Raw genomic sequence first — 15,094 nt, 5'->3', positions numbered from 1 at the left:
CTTCACCCCCAGCGCGCGCGCCACACGGCCCAGGCCGTGCCTGCGCCATAGGCGGCCATGGCCACGGCGACCAGGATGAACAGCGACTGGGCGCTGCCCAGGCCGCTGGACATGAGCCAGCCGCCGCCCACCACCACGATCAGCAGGCGCACCGTGCCGGCCAGCACGGGAGCCCAGACGCGGCCTGCGCCCAGGGAGGCGAAGTACAGCACCAGTCCCAGGCCGAACAGCCCGAAGGCCGGGCCCACGGTGCGCAGGTAGAGGTCGGCGTAGGCGCGCACGGCCGGGTCGCCGGTGAAGATGCCTGACCACAGCTGCGGCCAGACCATGACCACCAGCCCCAGCACGCCCAGCAGGGCCGCGGCCATGGCGCCGCCCGACCAGGCCACGCGGCGCGCGCGTGCCACCTGGCCTGCGCCCATGGCCATGCCCACCATGGGCACGGCGGCCATGCCCACGCCGAAGGCCATGGGGATCAGCAGGAACTCCAGCCGCTGGCCTATGCCGTAGCCGGCCAGGGCCAGCGGGCCCAGGCGGGCGACCATGCCTGTCAGCAGCAGCGCGGCCAGCGCCGTTTGCACGGGGGACAGGCAGGCCAGGGCGCCCACGCGCAGGATGTCGCGGAACATGGGCCAGGCCAGGCGCGGCGTGCGCCAGTCCAGCTGCAGGCGCTGCTGGCCCCATTGCAGGTAGGCCAGAAAGGCCGCCACGGCCAGCACCATGGCCACGATGTTGCCCACGGCCACGCCCGGCATGCCCCAGCGCGGCATGGGCCCCAGGCCCAGGCCCAGCGTGCCGCCCACCACGATCTGCACCAGCGAGGCCGCAAAGATCACGGCCGACGGCAGGCGCATATTGCCCGTGCCCCGCACCACCGAGGCCAGCGTATTGCACAGCCACACCAGGATGGCGCCGCTGAACAGCACGGCGCCAAAGCCCGTGGCCGCCGCCAGCACCTCGCCGCGCCCGCCCAGCCAGCCGTAGAAGGTGGCGCCGCAGAGCACGAAGATGACCGAGTACAGCAGCCCTGCGATGGCGCCGATCACGATGGCGTGCAGGGCCAGTGCCGAGGCACGCGCGCCGTCGCCCGCGCCCAGCGCGCGGCTGATGGCCGAGGACACGCCGCTGCCCATGGCGCCGTTGCTCATCATCTGCGTGAGCATGGCCAGCGGAAACACCAGGGCCATGGCCGCCAGCGATACGGTTCCCAGCTGCCCCACGTAGTAGGTCTCGGCCACGGCGACCAGCACCGACATGCTCAGCGCCACCATGTTGGGCACGGCCAGGCGCATCAGGGTGGAGGCGATGGGGCCGCTGACCAACGGATGCGCGGACCCGCTGGCCGCAGCGCCAGGGGCTGCGGAGGGCAGGGCGGCGCTCATTCCGCGCTCTCCTGCGTGGCGGTTTCCAGCACGGGCAGCATGCCCAGCACCAGGCTTTCCAGCGCGCCGATCTGCTCGCTGCCGCACAGCTCGCGCACGCGCTGCTGGGCCTGGCGCCACAGGGCGGCAGCCTCGCGGATGCGGGCGCGGCCTTCGGGCGTGACCACCACGCAGCGGCTGCGCGCATCCGCGCCGGGAACCAGGTCGATGAAGCCGGCCTGCTGCAGCGTGCGCAGATTGCGCGTCATCGTCGTGCGGTCGGTGTGCAACTGCTCGGCCAGGGCCGAGACCGTGGGCGGGCCGTCGGGCGCATTGCGTGCCTGCACCAGCAGGCTGAACTGCGTGCCGCGCAGGCCGCTGGGCGCCAGCGTGTCGTCATAGAGCTGCGAGATCTTGCGCGACAGGCTGCGCACCATGAAGCAGGTGCAGACCGGACTGGCGGCGCTTGAGGTGGAGGAGGTCATGGGGCGTGGGGCAGGTGGCCTGGAATGGAAATGAGTGTAGATGCACCTATCGATTTGCGCATGTCCGCTGCGCGACCTGCGCATGCGCGGTGTGTGATCGAGAAAGGCTTGCAAGCACATGAAACGGGAGAACCATCTCGTTACCGTTCTTGCGAGATGCCGGCATTTGTTGCCAGTTCGTGTGCGTAGCATCGGATTTTTCCGAAGGAGACCCACCCATGGCTGTTCAGAACCCGTTCTTTGGCAAGCGCGACAACGATGCTTTCACCTCCCGCAACACCCTGGGCAGCGGCACAGGCGCCGCCAGCACGGGCGGCAGCCCTTCGGGAGCCGTCATGCCCAGCTCCAGCGTGAGCAGCCCGGCATCCACCCAGCGCCAGGCCTCGCCTGTGTCGCAGGACTCTCCGGGCAGCAAGCTCACCGTGGGCCCCAACATCAAGCTCAAGGGCGTGGAGATCACCGACTGCGACACGCTGGTGGTCGAAGGCACGGTGGAGGCCACCATGGACTCGCGCGTGATCCAGATCGCCGAGCAGGGTGCCTTCCATGGCACGGCCGAGATCGACATCGCCGAGATCCATGGCGTGTTCGACGGCACGCTGACCGTGCGCGAGAAACTGGTCATCTACGGCACGGGCAAGGTCAGCGGCAAGATCCGCTACGGCAAGGTGGTGATCGAAGAGGGTGGCGAGCTCACGGGCCAGATTGAGGCCGGTTCCTCGCCGCGTTCATCTTCGGGTTCGGCCGTGGCGTCCAGCGCCTCCAGCCTGTCCTCTTCCTCGTCGGCCGTCTCCAGCGACAGCGCCGCCAGTAGTTCCGCGGCCCTGGCTGCGGCCACCGCAGCGGCCTCGCTGCAGCCGCGCGTCACGCCGTCGCTGGCATGAGTCATCTCTGCTGCCGGAAATGAAAAAGCGACCTGCGAAGGTCGCTTTTTTCATGGCTGCTGAGGCGGGGCGGGTTCAGCCGGCCTGCTGCTGCTTGCGTTCTGCATTGCGCTCGGCCGCTGCGCGCCAGGAGCGCACCTGATCGTTGTCCGGCAGCGACTGGGGCTTGCCCTGGCCGTCGATGGCCACGTAGGTCAGCAGGGCTTCGGTCACCTTGACGAAGCGGCCCTGGTCGGCAAAGCGCTCGGCATAGACCTCGACATCGACCGTGACCGAGGTGCGGCCCACGCGCTGCACGCTGGAGTAGAACGACAGGATGTCGCCCACGCGCACGGGCTGCTTGAAGATGAACTCGTTCACGGCCACGGTGACCATGCGGCTCTGGCCCAGGCGCGATGGCAGCACCGAGCCCGCCAGGTCAACCTGCGCCATGACCCAGCCGCCGAAGATGTCGCCATTGGCGTTGACATCGGCGGGCATGGGAATGACCTTGAGAACCAGCTCCTTGTCTGCGGGCAAGGGATGGGGCGGGAGGTCGGGGCGGGGTGGCATGGGCACAATCGGGTCAATATAACAACCGAGAATTGTCTTTCATGCGACGCGAGAGCGCTTCCCCTACGGATTTACCCTTAGTCCCAACCCCGGCACCGTCGCGGGACTGGAACGCGCTGCGGCGCCTGCTGCCCTACCTGTGGCAATACAAGTGGCGCGTGCTGGCGGCGCTGGGCTTCATGATCGGGGCCAAGCTCGCCAACGTGGGCGTGCCGGTGCTGCTCAAGCACCTGGTCGATGCGCTGGATCTGAAGGCCGGCGACGCCCGCGCGGTGCTCGTCGTGCCCGTGGCCCTGTTGCTGGCCTACGGGCTGCTGCGCTTTTCCAGTTCGCTGTTCACCGAGCTGCGCGACCTGGTCTTTGCCAAGGCCACGCAGGGCGCCTCGCGGGCGATTGCGCTGTCCACCTTCGAGCACCTGCATGCGCTGAGCCTGCGCTTTCACCTGGAGCGCCAGACCGGCGGCATGACGCGCGACATCGAGCGCGGCGTGCGCAGCACCGAGTCGCTGATCTCGTATTCGCTCTACAGCATCCTGCCCACCTTCATCGAGATGGCGCTGGTGCTGGGCATCCTGGCGCTGCGCTTCGATATCTGGTTCGCGGTCATCACGCTGGCGGCGCTGGTGTTCTACATCACGTTCACCGTCACGGTGACCGAGTGGCGCACGCGCTTTCGGCGCGAGGCCAATGCCCAGGAGTCGGCGGCGCACACCAAGGCCATCGACTCGCTGCTGAACTACGAGACCGTCAAGTACTTCGGCAACGAGGGCTTCGAGGCGCGGCGCTATGACGAGAACCTGGAGGCGCTGCGCCGCGTGCGCCTCAAGAGCCAGACCACGCTGAGCATGCTCAACTGCGGGCAGCAGCTGATCATCGCCACGGCCCTGGTCGCCATCCTCTGGCGCGCCACGCAGGGTGTGGTGGACGGGCGGCTGTCGCTGGGCGACCTGGTCATGGTCAACGCCTTCATGATCCAGCTCTACATCCCGCTGGGCTTTCTGGGCGTGATCTACCGCGAGATCAAGCAGAGCCTGACCGACCTGGAGCGCATGTTCACCCTCATGGACAAGGAGCGCGAGGTGGCCGACGCGCCCGGCGCCCGGCCCTTGCCGGCCGACGGCGCACCGCCCGAGCTGCGCTTCGAGCATGTGGACTTCGCCTATGACCCCGAGCGGCCCATCCTCAAGGACGTGAGCTTCACCATTCCGGCCGGCAAGACCGTGGCTGTGGTCGGCCCATCGGGCTCGGGCAAGAGCACGCTGGCGCGGCTGATCTTCCGCTTCTACGACGTGCAGTCCGGCCATGTGCGCATCGCCGGGTGCGACCTGCGCGAGCTGACCCAGGACAGCGTGCGCGGCGCCGTGGGCATCGTGCCGCAGGACACGGTGCTGTTCAACGACACGGTGGAATACAACATCGCCTACGGCCGCCCCGGCGCCAGTCGCGACCAGGTGGTGGCGGCCGCGCGCGCCGCGCGCATCCACGACTTCATCGAGGCCACGCCCCAGGGCTATGCCACGCGCGTGGGCGAGCGCGGCCTCAAGCTGTCGGGCGGCGAAAAGCAGCGGGTGGCGATTGCGCGCACCCTGCTCAAGGACCCGCCCATCCTGATCTTTGACGAGGCGACCTCGGCGCTGGACTCGGCCAACGAGCGCGCCATCCAGGCGGAGCTGCAAAGCGCCGCGCGCAACAAGACGGCGCTGGTGATTGCCCACCGCCTGTCCACCGTGGTCGATGCGCACGAGATCCTGGTCATGGATGCGGGCCGCATCGTCGAGCGCGGCACCCACGCCCAGCTGGTCGCGGCGGGCGGGCGCTATGCGGACATGTGGGCGCTGCAGCAAAGCGGGGAGCCCGCCGTGCTGTAGCGCGGGGCGGCCGAGGGACCGGGCGGCCGGGTGGCCGGGCGCCTGGACGGCTTCAGGGCTTGAGGTGCGTGACCAGGAACTGCTCCATGGCCTCGTAGAACTCGAACTTGTTCTCGTCGTTGTGAAAGCCGTGGCCCTCGTTGTCCTTGACCATGTACTGCACCTCGACGCCGCGCTCGCGCAGCGCCTTCACCACCTGGTCGCTCTCGTCCTTGTTCACGCGCGGATCGCGCGCGCCCTGGGCGATGAACAGCGGCGCCTTGATGCGGTCCACATGCAGGGCCGGCGAGGTGGCGGCCAGGCGCTCCCTGTCGCGCTCGGGATCGCCCACCATGGCGTGCATCTGGTCCAGCAGCGGCTTCCAGTAGGGCGGAATGGTCTTCATGAAGGTGAACAGGTTGGACACGCCCACATAGTCCACGGCCGCCGCATACAGGTCGGGCGTGAAGGCCACGCCGGCCAGCGTGGCATAGCCGCCATAGCTGCCGCCGTAGATGCCGATGCGCGCAGGGTCGGCAATGCCCTGGTCGATCAGCCAGTGCACGCCGTCCGTGATGTCGTCCTGCATCTTCAGGCCCCACTGGCCGAATCCCGCTTCCCAGAACGCGCGGCCATAGCCCGTGGAGCCCCGGAAATTCACCTGCAGCACGCAGAACCCCCGGTTGGCGAGGAACTGCACCTCGGGGTTGTAGCCCCAGCCGTCGCGGGCCCAGGGGCCGCCGTGCGGGTTGATGATGCAGGCCAGGTTCCTGGGCTCGCGGCCGGCCGGCAGGGTCAGGTAGCCGTGGATGGTCAGGCCGTCGCGGCTGGTGTAGCTGACGGGCTGCACGCGCGACATGGCGGACTCGGGAATGGCCGGGTTGATGTCGGCCAGCTTGGTCAGCGCGTCGGCGGCCGCGTCGTAGATGTAGCGCGCGCCCGGCGTGCGGTCGTTGAAGGCGGCGACGATGAACTTGTCCTCGGCGCGGTTGGCGCCCTGGATGGCGAAGTCGTAGCCCGGCAGCTGCGCGGCCAGCCGGCCGTACAGGGCTTCGGTCTCGGCATCGAAGAAGCGGTACTGCGGCTTGTCGGTCTGGTAGGCGGCCAGGGTCAGCACGCGGCGCTTGCGTGAATAGGCCGCCGCGCCCAGATCGACTTCTTCGGGCACGAAGATTTCCTCTTCCTCGTCGGGCCGGGCCGGGTCGATGACCACCAGGGCCAGCTTGTCGCGGCCCCGGTTGGACAGGGCGTAGAGCTTGCGGTCATCGAAGGTGAAGAAGGCCGGGCTGACGCTGGTGCGGTAGTCGGTGGTGATCAGGGACTGGAACTCGCCGGCCTCGTCGTCGCGGTAGAGCAGGGCGCTGTTCAGGCCGTCGCTGGCCACGGCGGCCCGCACGCGGCCCGCATGGTCGGTCTGCCAGCCGACGATGTTGCCGGGGTTCTGCGCCACCAGTTGCGCCGCGCCCGTGTGCACATTCACGCGGTACACGTCGAAGACCTCGGCATCGCGCTGGTTGTGGCTGATCAGCACATGGTCGGGGTCGTCTTCCAGATCGTCCTCGATGCTGGCGCGCACGCCGTCCCAGGGCGTCAGGTCGGTGGCTTCGCCGCTGCGCGCGTTGACCGCCAGCACATGGAAGTTCTCGTCGCCGCCGAAGTCCTTCTGGTAGAGCACCACATCCGAGCCCTTCCAGAAGAAGTTGCTGATGTCGCGCTCGGTCTCGGCCGTGATGCGGCGCGGCTCGCCCACAGGGGTGCTGCCCTCCAGCGCCTGCACATGGATGTTCATGCGCGCCGGATGGCCATCCACGCTGACGGGCTGCATGAAGCCCAGCATGCTTCCGTCATCGGCCAGGCGGAAGAAGCCGCGCTCCGGATTGCGGAAGAAGTCCTTGATCGGATAGGCCTGCGGAGCCTGCGCATCGGCGCTGGCATCCCGTGCCAGGTTGAGGATGTGGGCGGCCATGGCGGGGTGTCGGGAAAACGTCGGCAAGGGTGACCTCCTGGGTTGCAGCGGCAGGGGAAAAAGGGAGCCGGCCATGATGCCATGGCGATGTATACAAACAGGCGGGTCACTGTCTTTGCCGGGATTGGTTGTATACATTTGATTAGTGTTTTCCCGTGTTTTTGCGGAAAAATGCACCATGAATCGCCTTGGATGTATACATTCACGCCATTCCATCCAGACAAAGCCCCATGAGCCCCCAGCTTTCCCCCGCCGCCTCCGAAGCGGAAAGCCACTCCCAGGTCATCAAGGCCCAGCTGCAACTGCGCGAGATGATTCTTGCGGGCGAACTGCCCGCAGGCGAGCGCATCGCCGAGCTGACCGTGGTGCAGCGCCTGGGCATCTCGCGCACGCCGGTGCGCGCCGCGCTGATGCGGCTGGAGCAGGAAGGCCTGCTCGAAGCCATGGCCGGCGGGCGCGGCTACCGCGTGCGGCTGTTCTCCGAGGCCGATGTGGCCGATGCCATCGAACTGCGCGGCACGCTGGAAGGCCTGGCCGCGCGCTGGGCGGCCGAGCGCGGCGTGGCCGAACCGCTGCTGGCGCAGGCCGGCCGCTGCCTGGACGCGATCGACCGTGTGCTGGAGACGGCCGACTGGGGCGATGAGGCCTTCTCGCGCTATGTGGCGCTGAACTCCGAATTCCACGACCTGCTGCACTCCATGGCCGGCAGCAGCGTCATGCAGCGCGAGCTGGAGCGCGTGGTGCGCATGCCCTTCGCCTCGCCTTCGGGCTTTGTGCTGGCTCGGGCCGAATCGCCGCGTGCGCGCCACAGCCTGATGGTGGCCCAGGACCAGCACCGCCAGGTGCTGGACGCCATTGCCGCACGCGAAGGCGCCCGGGCCGAGGCGCTGATGAAGGAGCACTCGCGCATCGCGCGCCGCAACCTGCGCGAGGCCGTGAGCGAGCCCGGCAGCCATGCGGTTCCTGGCGTGCAGTTGATCCGAGCCTGATTCGAGTCTGATTCGCGCTTGATCTGCGCTTGATACGCGCCGGCGGCCTCGGCCGCCCGTGCCCCAGCCACCGCAGCGCCAAGGACTGCGGACCCCACCCATAAAGGAGACCCCCCGTGAGCACATTCCCCAAGAACACCTGGTACGTGGCCGCCACGTCCGACGAGATCCAGGACAAGCCGCTGGGCCGTCGCATCTGCGGCGAGCGCATCGCGTTCTACCGCGCGCAGCACGGCGTTGCCGCCGTGGAGGATTTCTGCCCGCACCGCGGCGCGCCCCTGTCGCTGGGCTTTGTCTGCGAGGGCAAGCTGGTCTGCGGCTACCACGGGCTGGAGATGGGCTGCGACGGCAAGACCATTGCCATGCCGGGCCAGCGCGTGCGCGGCTTTCCCGAGATCCGCAGCTATCCCGTCGAGGAGCGCCATGGCTTCATCTGGGTCTGGCCTGGCGACAAGGCGCTGGCCGATGCCGCCCTGATTCCGAAGCTGCCCTGGCACGACAACCCCGAATGGGCCTACGGCGGCGGCATGTTCCACATCCAGGCCGACTACCGGCTGATGATCGACAACCTCATGGACCTGACGCACGAGACCTATGTGCACGCCAGCTCCATCGGCCAGGCCGAGATCGACGAGACGCCCTGCAAGACCGAGACGCGCGGCGAGGGCGCCGATGTCGAGGTCGTCACCAGCCGCTTCATGAACGACATCCCCGCCCCCCCGTTCTGGAAGATGGCGCTGCGCAGCAACGGCCTGGCCGACGAGGTGCCCGTGGACCGCTGGCAGGTCTGCCGCTTCACCCCGCCCAGCCATGTGCTGATCGAGGTCGGCGTGGCCCATGCAGGCCACGGCGGCTACGACGCGCCCGACGAGCACAAGGTCTACAGCATGGTGGTGGACTTCATCACGCCCGAGACCGAGGAATCCATGTGGTACTTCTGGGGCATGGCGCGCCGCTTCAATCCGGGCGATGCCGAAGTCACCGACCGCATCCGCGAGGGCCAGCACAAGATCTTCAGCGAAGACCTGCAGATGCTGGAGCTGCAGCAGCGCAACCTCAGTGCCCACCCCGACCGCAAGCTGCTCAAGCTCAACATCGATGCGGGCGGCGTGCAGTCGCGCAAGGTCATCGACAAATGGATTGCGCAGGAGCAGCAGGCGGCGGCGGTGGCCGCAGCAGCGGCCCAGCCTGCCGCCGCCGTGGCCTGAGGCTGCCGGCATGGCCAGGCCAGCAGGCGCGGGCGGCGCCGGGGATGGGGTAACCTCGGCGGGCTTCAACCCCAGGGCCGCAAGGCCTGCCGCCACCGATGGTCCACTCCGCCTCCGATCCGCTTTCCATCGACCTCTACGACCAGCCGGGCCACCTGATCCGGCGCGCGCAGCAGATCGCGGCGCAGCTGTTCCGCGACGTGCTGGGGCCGGACGTGACGCCCGTGCAGTACGCCATCCTGCGCATGCTGCAGGAAAAGCCGGGCATCGACCAGGTGACGCTGGCGCGGCTGGTGGCGCTGGACAACTCCACCACGGCCGACATCGCGGCGCGCCTGGAGGCCAAGGGCTGGGTGCTGCGCGAGATCCTGCCCCGGCGCCAGCGGCGCCTGACGCTCACGGCCGAGGGCGAGACCATGCTGGCCGGCTTCGTGCCCAATGTCCACGAACTGCACGAGCGCATGCTGGCCGCGCTCGAACCCCAAGAGCAGGCCGAGTTCAAGCGCCTGCTGCGCAAGTTCGTGCAGCTGCACGACGCACGCGACACCCTCGACGCTTCCTCATCCGACTGACGGCGGCTCGGCCGCCTCCGCGTCCGCGTCTGCGCGGCCCCGCCTGATCGGGGAAATCCCGGTATCTGGTGCAGATTTTCATTCAGTAAACTGAATCACATTCAGCATACGTAATGATGTGCTGAGAACACAAGAAAGCTCCCACAGAGCTTCAACCCAAGGAGACCCACGATGACTGCCTCTACCCCTGTCCCATGGCTGCAGCGGCCTTGCGCCGCCGCATCGTCCAACTGCCCGTTGCGGGAGCTGCGGCCATGAGCGCCGACCTGCGTGCAAGCGTCGACCAGCGGCCGATGACGCGCTTCCAGTGGTCGGTCATAGCCCTGTGCATGGTGCTCAACATGATCGACGGCTTCGACGTCCTGGTCATGGCCTTCACGGCCTCGGCCGTGTCGGCGCACTGGCAGCTCAGCGGCGCCCAGCTGGGCTTTCTGCTCAGTGCGGGCCTGTTCGGCATGGCGGGCGGATCGCTGCTGATCGCGCCCTGGGCCGACCGGCTGGGCCGCCGGCCGCTGATCCTGGCCTGCCTGGCCCTCTCGGGCGTGGGCATGCTGGGCTCGGCCTTCAGCCACAGCGCCATCCAGCTTGCGGCGCTGCGCGTGCTCACGGGCCTGGGCGTGGGTGGCATCCTGGCCTGCAGCAACGTGATTGCCAGCGAATACGCCTCGCAGCGCTGGCGCAGCCTGGCCGTCACCCTGCAGTCCACGGGCTATGCGTTGGGCGCCAGCATTGGCGGCTCCATCGCGGTGTGGCTGCTGGGGCGCCATGACTGGCGCGCCGTCTTCCTGTTCGGCGGCTGCGTGACGCTGGGCGTGCTGGTCCTGGCCTGGTGGCGCCTGCCGGAATCCATGGACTTCCTGCTGGCGCGGCGCCCGGCCGGCGCGCTGCAGCGGCTCAACGCCCTGGTCGGCCGGCTGGGCTTGCCCACGCTGGTGGCGCTGCCGCCTGCCGCGCCCGCATCGGCGGGGCCGGTGCGGCGGGGGCCGCTGCAGCTGTTCGCGCCGGGCCTGCGCCGGCCCACGCTGCTGGTCTGGCTGTCGTTCTTCGCGGTGATGTTCGGCTTTTACTTCGTCATGAGCTGGACGCCCAAGCTGCTGGCCGCCTCGGGCCTCACGCCCGAGCAGGGCGTGACCGGCGGGGTGCTGCTGAGCCTGGGCGGCATCCTGGGCGCCACCTTGCTTGGCCTGCTGGCGGCGCGCTATCCCGTGCACCGCGCACTGGCCGGCTTCATGCTGGCCACGGCCGTGCTGCTGTGCTTCATCGTGAGCAATCCGGGCTCGCTGCTGCTGTCGTATGCGCTGGCCTTCCTGATTGGCGTCTTCGTCAACGGCTGCGTGGCCGGGCTCTATGCCATCGCGCCCATGGTCTATGGCGGCGAGGTGCGCGTGACCGGCGTGGGCTGGGGCATAGGCATAGGGCGCATCGGCGCCATCGTCTCGCCCATGGTCGCGGGCTCGCTGCTCGACGCCTCCTGGTCGGCCAGCCAGCTGTACGTGGGCTATGGCGCGGCCTTCGTGTTCGCGGCCTGCATCGTATCGCTGCACCGGCTGCAGGGGCCCGAAGCCGGCAGGCCCGCAGCTGCAGGCCGCGCGCTGTCGGCGCATTGACCACGAACCGCAGACAGGAAAGAGAAACCATGACCGAATGCACCACCGCACCCTCACCTGTGCCCGCCTTTCCGCTGGACCAGTGGTATGTCGCCGGCTTTGCCTGGGAGCTGCAGGACGCGCCACTGGCGCGCACCCTGCTGGGCCGGCCCGTCGTGCTGTTCCGCACGCCCGATGGCAGCGTCGCCGCGCTGGAAGACCGCTGCTGCCACCGCGAGCTGCCGCTGTCCTGCGGCACGGTGGAGGCGCGCGGCCTGCGCTGCGGCTACCACGGCCTGCTGTTCGACCGCGCCGGGCAGTGCCTGGAGATTCCGGGCCAGCAGCGCATACCGCCCAAGGCCTGCGTCAAGTCCTTCGACCTGCGCGAGCGTGACCAGATCCTCTGGATCTGGATGGGCGCCACGCCCGATTCCGTGCCCGCGCAGGAGCCGCCCGCCTATCCCGTGCACGGCGATGCGCGCTACCGCTTCGGCGGCGATGTCTACCACTACGACGCGCCCTACCAGCTCATCCACGACAACCTGCTGGACCTCAGCCACCTGGGCTATGTGCACCTCAAGACCATTGGCGGCAATGCCGGCGTCCACATGAATGCCGAGCTCAAGGTGCGCCAGGAGGGCGACAGCGTCACCGTGCTGCGCTGGATGCCCGACTCCGACCCGCCGCCCACCTATGCGGCGGCCTGGCCGTTCGCGGGCCGCATCGACCGCTGGCAGGAGGTGGAGTTCCACCCCTCGCATGTGCGCATCTGGACCGGTGCCATGGACGCAGGCAGCGGGCAGCTGGACGACCCGCAGCGCGAAGGCTTTCACATGCGGGGCTTTCACGGCGTGACGCCGGAGACCGAGCATTCGGCCCACTACTTCTGGACCATTGCCACCAACCCGCATCCGGACATGCAGGACACCACGCGCCTGGTGATCGACCAGACGGCCGCCACCTTCGAGGAGGACAAGGTCGTCATCGAGGCCCAGTTCCGCAACCAGCAGCGCTTTGGCGCGCGCCCCGTCATCGACATCCACGTGGATGCCGGCCCCAACCGCGCGCGCCGCGTGATCAGCCGGCTACGCGAGGCCAGCGCCCGTGCGCTGGCGGCGGCCTGATTTTCCGAACCCCTCCATTCCCACGTTTTTCCCATGCAAGCCAACCCCATCCTCCAGGTGCGCGTCGCGCGCAAATGCGCCGAGGCGCAGGACATCTGCAGCCTTGAACTCGTGCCGCTGGACGGCGAAAGCCTGCCCGCCTTCACGGCCGGCTCGCACATCGACCTGCACCTGCCCGGCGGCCTGGTGCGCCAGTACTCGCTGTGCAACGACCCGCAGGACACGGGTCGCTACGTGGTCGGCGTGCTGCGCGAGGCCGCCTCGCGCGGCGGCTCGGCCGCCGTGCACGAACAGGTGCAGGAAGGCCAGCAGATCGCCATCGGCGCGCCGCGCAACCACTTCGCGCTGCATGCGGGCGGGCCTGCACGGCATCTGCTGCTGGCCGGCGGCATAGGCATCACGCCCGTGCTGGCCATGGCGCGCCAGCTGGCGCGCGAGGGTGCCGACTTTGAACTGCACTACTGCGCGCGTTCGCGCGAGCGCATGGCCTTCACGGCCCTGCTGCAGTCCATGCCCTGGGCCGACCGCGTGCACCTGCATGTGGATGGCGAGGGCGCGCTCGACATGGCGCAGCTGCTCGGCGCCCCGCAGGCGGGCCTGCACCTGTATGTCTGCGGCCCGCGCGGCTTCATGGACGCGGCCCTGGGCCATGCCCGCGCGTCGGGCTGGGGCGAGGACAGCCTGCACTACGAGTTCTTCGCGGGCGAGGCCGTGCAGCGCGAGGGCGATGCCGGGTTCGAGATCGAGATCGCCAGCACCGGCCAGGTGGTGCGCGTGGCGCCCGAGCAGACCGTCGTCCAGGCGCTGGCCGGCATCGGCGTGGAGGTGCAGACCTCGTGCGAGCAGGGCGTGTGCGGCACCTGCCTCACGCGTGTGCTCTCGGGCGAGCCCGAGCACCGCGACATGTACCTGACCGAAGACGAGCAGGCCGCCTGCGACCAGTTCCTGCCCTGCTGCTCGCGCGCCAAATCCGCCCGGCTGGTGCTGGACCTGTAGGGCGGCACCGCGCAGGGCCCCTGGCGGGTGGACAATGGGTTTCCCCTTGCCCACAGCCCGTTGAAGCCGCTGATTTCCCTGCGGCAGCGGGCGCCGCTCTTTCGCCATGCAACCTGCCCTGCTTGTCCTGAACTTCAACGCCGAAGGCCATCTGCGCCAGATGGCCCAGGCCTTTCCCTCCTTCGACCTGCTCTACGCGCCCGACGCCAGCCAATGCGAGGCGGCTCTCGCCGAGCACGGCGCACGCATCCAGGCCGTGCTGACCATCGGCTCCATCGGCCTGTCGGCCGCGCAGATGCAGCGCATGCCGGCCCTCAGGCTGGTCTGCGCGCTGGGCGCGGGCTACGAGAACATCGATGTCGCCCATGCGCAGGCCCATGGCATTGCCGTGGGCAATGGCGCGGGCACCAATGACGACTGCGTGGCCGACCACGCCATGGGCCTGCTGATCGCCTCCGTGCGCGGCCTGGTGCGCCTGGACCGCGCCACGCGCGACGGCGTCTGGCGCACTGCCATGCCGCTGCCGCCCAATGTCTCGCACAAGCGCCTGGGCGTCCTGGGCATGGGCGCCATCGGCACCAAGATCGCCCAGCGCGCGCTGGGCTTCGAGATGGAGATCGGCTACCACAACCGCAGCCAGCGCAGCGAGCTGCCACACCGCTACTTCGGCGATCTGCTGTCCCTGGCGCAATGGGCCGATGTGCTGCTGGTCGCCACGCCGGGCGGCCCGGGCACGCGCCACCTCATCAACACGCAGGTGCTGGATGCGCTGGGCCCGCAGGGCCATCTGGTCAATATCGCGCGCGGCAGCGTGGTCGATACCGCCGCCCTGGCCGCCGCCGTGCGCGAAGGCCGCCTTGCCGGAGCGGGCCTGGATGTCTACGAAAGCGAACCCGCGCCCCCGGCCGAACTGCTGGACCTGGACGCCGTGGTGCTCACGCCCCATGTGGGCGGCTGGTCGCCCGAAGCCGTGCAGGCCTCGGTGGACCGCTTCATCGCCAACATGCGCTGCCACCTGGAAGGCCGCCCGCTGGTCTCGCCGGTCACGGCCTGAGGCCGGATTCAGCCCTGTGCCATCCCGGCAGCTGCTGCCAGGTGCAGCAGTCCCATGACCAAGCAGATGGCCGAGGACACATGCCAGAAGCGGTCGCTGTTGTCCGGGAACCGCGGCTTCAGCCACGGATAGGCCACGGCCCGCGCCACCAGCACCAGGCCGGCCCCGGCCAGCACCGGGCGCATGAAGGGCAGGGGACCCAGCAGGCCCGCGCCTGCCAGCGCATACCCCGCCAGCAGCGACAGAACCACGCCGATGCCCGCCGACACCAGCGGCGGATACCAGTGCCCCGCCTCGGCCATGCGCGCCATGCGCTCGCCGGCCCCCATGAGCCGCAGCCCGCGTCCCCCCCAGACGATGCAGGCGAAGTGGGCCAGCGCGGCCGCCGTGTCGAACAGGGCGGCGGCCAGGGCCAGCAGTTGCACCCCCTTCACGGCAGGGCTTCCCACGCGCCGGTGTGCTGATGCTTC

General features: G+C 69.1%; 14 protein-coding genes. 9 read left to right on the top strand and 5 right to left on the bottom strand.

Annotation, left to right across the window (positions count from 1 at the left end; translation table 11 throughout):
• Window positions 1-2: 2 nt before the first annotated feature.
• Both INR38_RS05185 and INR38_RS05180 read right to left on the bottom strand, forming a co-directional pair.
• Window positions 3-1,382 carry an MATE family efflux transporter gene (locus INR38_RS05185; protein ID WP_207444120.1) on the bottom strand — a complete coding sequence of 460 codons (1,380 nt, stop codon included), beginning with the start codon at window positions 1,380-1,382 and terminating at the stop codon, window positions 3-5.
• Window positions 1,379-1,846: a MarR family winged helix-turn-helix transcriptional regulator gene (locus INR38_RS05180; RefSeq protein WP_013804191.1), complete on the bottom strand. Its 468-nt coding sequence runs from the start codon at window positions 1,844-1,846 to the stop codon at window positions 1,379-1,381. Before INR38_RS05180 ends, INR38_RS05185 begins: the two co-directional genes overlap by 4 nt.
• A 218-nt stretch (window positions 1,847-2,064) precedes the next feature.
• Between INR38_RS05180 and INR38_RS05175 the strand changes: the two genes are divergently transcribed.
• Window positions 2,065-2,730 carry a polymer-forming cytoskeletal protein gene (locus INR38_RS05175; RefSeq protein ID WP_012203277.1) on the top strand — a complete coding sequence of 222 codons (666 nt, stop codon included), beginning with the start codon at window positions 2,065-2,067 and terminating at the stop codon, window positions 2,728-2,730.
• 75 nt (window positions 2,731-2,805) lie between these two features.
• Here the strand turns inward: INR38_RS05175 and INR38_RS05170 are convergent, their stop codons facing one another.
• Window positions 2,806-3,282: an acyl-CoA thioesterase gene (locus INR38_RS05170; protein WP_012203278.1), complete on the bottom strand. Its 477-nt coding sequence runs from the start codon at window positions 3,280-3,282 to the stop codon at window positions 2,806-2,808.
• Between the two features lie 41 nt (window positions 3,283-3,323).
• Here INR38_RS05170 and INR38_RS05165 point away from each other — a divergent pair, with 41 nt between their 5' ends.
• Window positions 3,324-5,150 carry an ABC transporter ATP-binding protein/permease gene (locus INR38_RS05165; protein ID WP_207475781.1) on the top strand — a complete coding sequence of 609 codons (1,827 nt, stop codon included), beginning with the start codon at window positions 3,324-3,326 and terminating at the stop codon, window positions 5,148-5,150.
• Between the two features lie 52 nt (window positions 5,151-5,202).
• Here INR38_RS05165 and INR38_RS05160 read toward each other — a convergent pair whose 3' ends face one another.
• On the bottom strand, window positions 5,203-7,095 hold the full coding sequence (locus tag INR38_RS05160; protein WP_207443978.1) for a S9 family peptidase: 1,893 nt from the start codon (window positions 7,093-7,095) through the stop codon (window positions 5,203-5,205).
• A gap of 230 nt (window positions 7,096-7,325) precedes the next feature.
• On the opposite strand from INR38_RS05160, the gene INR38_RS05155 reads away from it, so the two are divergent.
• From INR38_RS05155 to INR38_RS05125, 7 genes are all read left to right on the top strand, one after another.
• Window positions 7,326-8,084: a GntR family transcriptional regulator gene (locus tag INR38_RS05155; RefSeq protein WP_207443975.1), complete on the top strand. Its 759-nt coding sequence runs from the start codon at window positions 7,326-7,328 to the stop codon at window positions 8,082-8,084.
• Between the two features lie 116 nt (window positions 8,085-8,200).
• Window positions 8,201-9,292, top strand: a complete 1,092-nt coding sequence (locus INR38_RS05150) for an aromatic ring-hydroxylating dioxygenase subunit alpha (RefSeq protein WP_013804187.1) — start codon at window positions 8,201-8,203, stop codon at window positions 9,290-9,292.
• A gap of 98 nt (window positions 9,293-9,390) precedes the next feature.
• Window positions 9,391-9,864 (top strand): MarR family transcriptional regulator, encoded by a 474-nt coding sequence (locus INR38_RS05145; protein ID WP_012203283.1) that lies wholly within the window; start codon window positions 9,391-9,393, stop codon window positions 9,862-9,864.
• A gap of 254 nt (window positions 9,865-10,118) precedes the next feature.
• Window positions 10,119-11,471 (top strand): MFS transporter, encoded by a 1,353-nt coding sequence (locus INR38_RS05140; protein WP_207443977.1) that lies wholly within the window; start codon window positions 10,119-10,121, stop codon window positions 11,469-11,471.
• 29 nt (window positions 11,472-11,500) lie between these two features.
• Window positions 11,501-12,574 carry an aromatic ring-hydroxylating dioxygenase subunit alpha gene (locus INR38_RS05135; protein WP_207443974.1) on the top strand — a complete coding sequence of 358 codons (1,074 nt, stop codon included), beginning with the start codon at window positions 11,501-11,503 and terminating at the stop codon, window positions 12,572-12,574.
• Window positions 12,575-12,607: 33 nt separating this feature from the next.
• On the top strand, window positions 12,608-13,570 hold the full coding sequence (locus INR38_RS05130) for a PDR/VanB family oxidoreductase (protein ID WP_207443973.1): 963 nt from the start codon (window positions 12,608-12,610) through the stop codon (window positions 13,568-13,570).
• A 106-nt stretch (window positions 13,571-13,676) separates the two neighbouring features.
• Complete coding sequence (locus INR38_RS05125; RefSeq protein ID WP_207443972.1) at window positions 13,677-14,624, top strand: 2-hydroxyacid dehydrogenase; 948 nt, start codon at window positions 13,677-13,679, stop codon at window positions 14,622-14,624.
• An 8-nt stretch (window positions 14,625-14,632) separates the two neighbouring features.
• Here INR38_RS05125 and INR38_RS05120 read toward each other — a convergent pair whose 3' ends face one another.
• Window positions 14,633-15,058 (bottom strand): hypothetical protein, encoded by a 426-nt coding sequence (locus tag INR38_RS05120; protein ID WP_207443971.1) that lies wholly within the window; start codon window positions 15,056-15,058, stop codon window positions 14,633-14,635.
• Window positions 15,059-15,094 lie beyond the last annotated feature (36 nt).

This window comes from Delftia sp. SD018 (assembly GCF_017355445.1).
Classification (GTDB): Bacteria; Pseudomonadota; Gammaproteobacteria; order Burkholderiales; family Burkholderiaceae_C; genus Comamonas; species Comamonas acidovorans.
Note: the sequence above shows the minus strand (reverse complement) of the source record. Positions and strands in the feature narration are given on the sequence as shown.

Coding starts and splice junctions, on each gene's coding strand:
- INR38_RS05185 (WP_207444120.1), bottom strand. CDS start 1,382: ATGAGCGCCGCCCTGCCCTCCGCAGCCCCTGGCGCTGCGGCCAGCGGG.
- INR38_RS05180 (WP_013804191.1), bottom strand. CDS start 1,846: ATGACCTCCTCCACCTCAAGCGCCGCCAGTCCGGTCTGCACCTGCTTC.
- INR38_RS05175 (WP_012203277.1), top strand. CDS start 2,065: ATGGCTGTTCAGAACCCGTTCTTTGGCAAGCGCGACAACGATGCTTTC.
- INR38_RS05170 (WP_012203278.1), bottom strand. CDS start 3,282: ATGCCACCCCGCCCCGACCTCCCGCCCCATCCCTTGCCCGCAGACAAG.
- INR38_RS05165 (WP_207475781.1), top strand. CDS start 3,324: ATGCGACGCGAGAGCGCTTCCCCTACGGATTTACCCTTAGTCCCAACC.
- INR38_RS05160 (WP_207443978.1), bottom strand. CDS start 7,095: ATGGCCGCCCACATCCTCAACCTGGCACGGGATGCCAGCGCCGATGCG.
- INR38_RS05155 (WP_207443975.1), top strand. CDS start 7,326: ATGAGCCCCCAGCTTTCCCCCGCCGCCTCCGAAGCGGAAAGCCACTCC.
- INR38_RS05145 (WP_012203283.1), top strand. CDS start 9,391: ATGGTCCACTCCGCCTCCGATCCGCTTTCCATCGACCTCTACGACCAG.
- INR38_RS05140 (WP_207443977.1), top strand. CDS start 10,119: ATGAGCGCCGACCTGCGTGCAAGCGTCGACCAGCGGCCGATGACGCGC.
- INR38_RS05135 (WP_207443974.1), top strand. CDS start 11,501: ATGACCGAATGCACCACCGCACCCTCACCTGTGCCCGCCTTTCCGCTG.
- INR38_RS05130 (WP_207443973.1), top strand. CDS start 12,608: ATGCAAGCCAACCCCATCCTCCAGGTGCGCGTCGCGCGCAAATGCGCC.
- INR38_RS05125 (WP_207443972.1), top strand. CDS start 13,677: ATGCAACCTGCCCTGCTTGTCCTGAACTTCAACGCCGAAGGCCATCTG.